This is a genomic window from Armatimonas sp., from assembly GCF_031410135.1.
GTDB lineage: Bacteria > Armatimonadota > Armatimonadia > Armatimonadales > Armatimonadaceae > Armatimonas.
This window is the reverse complement of sequence record NZ_JANNYP010000729.1, coordinates 1-1,201: the sequence shown is the minus strand read 5'-3', so window position 1 is coordinate 1,201 and position 1,201 is coordinate 1. Positions and strand designations below refer to the sequence as shown.

2 protein-coding genes and 1 pseudogene are annotated in these 1,201 nt (G+C 56.9%); 1 reads left to right on the top strand and 2 read right to left on the bottom strand.

All coding sequences use genetic code 11. The features are described from left to right. Together RMO15_RS26700 and RMO15_RS26695 are read right to left on the bottom strand one after the other, a co-directional pair. Positions 1-223, bottom strand: a 223-nt coding sequence (locus RMO15_RS26700) for a hypothetical protein (RefSeq protein WP_309719989.1), incomplete at its 3' end; no start/stop codon positions are given. Next, positions 216-476: a hypothetical protein gene (locus tag RMO15_RS26695; protein ID WP_309689773.1), complete on the bottom strand. Its 261-nt coding sequence runs from the start codon at positions 474-476 to the stop codon at positions 216-218. The genes RMO15_RS26700 and RMO15_RS26695, both read right to left, overlap by 8 nt. Positions 477-795: 319 nt before the next feature. On the opposite strand from RMO15_RS26695, the pseudogene RMO15_RS26690 reads away from it, so the two are divergent. Next, positions 796-1,201, top strand: a pseudogene (locus RMO15_RS26690) (hypothetical protein); the annotation flags it as partial.

Sequence of the window (1,201 nt, the reverse complement as noted above, 5' to 3'; positions counted from 1 at the left end):
CCAGCACCTTAGACTCAGAGCGTCGGATCGTGTGGCGGTCGGGGAGCGTTGCCAAGGTCGCGGCATGGGCGTAGAAATCGTTATAAAGCGCCAGCCCTGCCGCTTGGTCTCCGGTGAACTCGAAGAGGCCATGTGCCTCCTCAATCATGTTCTCCTCCGCCTCTTTCGAGAAGCGGATCATGTACCGATGGAGGCTAGGGTACTCGTCGCCAGAATCAGGCACGTGGAGCACTCATCCGGGCGAGAAGTTCCTCACGCCCTCGGGTGTAAGCGTCCTCGAAGCTTGCGGTGCGCCCAGCAGCGATGTCATCGAGGCCACGCTTCAGCCTTCCGAGAGTCTCCTCGTCTATCTGCTCGTCGCCCATCCCAAAGGCATCAAGGACGATAGCACGAACCTGCGCCATGCCCTCAGGAGTGGCCGCGAGGGCAACCAGCTCATCAGGCGGTGAATCAATCGTGATGGTCAATGCACTCATTTTGTTTTGTGTTCTTTCCGTGCCAATGGATCAGGCCAGCGTCCTATTTTACCTCGTCGAGCAGCTCATCGAGTGCCTCCAGAGGGGAGATTCCTCGCGACGTGGCAAAGCGAATCAGTCGGGCTTCTGTCTCGGGGTTCTCAATCGTCAGTGTCATGGTATTGCTATCATATCCAGAACAAAACACCCTCGCCAGAGAGCATGGCGTGTGGGCAGAATTCTCGATCTTGCATCCTGCCCTCGCACCTCGCGATGAAGGGTTTCAGGCAGGGATCAGCGATAGGTTTGTCGAACTAGAGCGCAGTAGAAACGTAAGATAATGCGACGAGATTCCCAACCGTTACTTGGTAGCCTTTTTGAGGATGAGCCAGAGCCTGCTCCTGCTCCTGCTGTTGCCTCGGTGGAATTTATTCCCCTTTGGGTTAAGATTCCCCGCCATGAGTGGCAAGTTCTGAAGCCGGGGATCTACGCCTGCTCACCGATAGAGTTTCGGACTCGCCTGGTTGATGAGTTTCCGGGCTCGGAGCGCCGGGGAGAGATTTATCAGGGATTTCAGCGGCTACGTGGGTACCTTGCGGGGTATGGGCTGACGGGCTGGTACTGGGTGTCGGGTAGCTTTGTGACAACCAAGCCCGATCCCGTGGATTTGGATGTGACGGCGTTTGTCCATCACGAGACTTTGGAGAGGGGATCGGCTGAGACGCAGCTTTTTCTTCGGGCGCTGC

Bases quoted from the DNA above. Each gene is read 5' to 3' on its own strand.
- RMO15_RS26695 (WP_309689773.1), bottom strand. From the start codon at position 476: ATGAGTGCATTGACCATCACGATTGATTCACCGCCTGATGAGCTGGTT.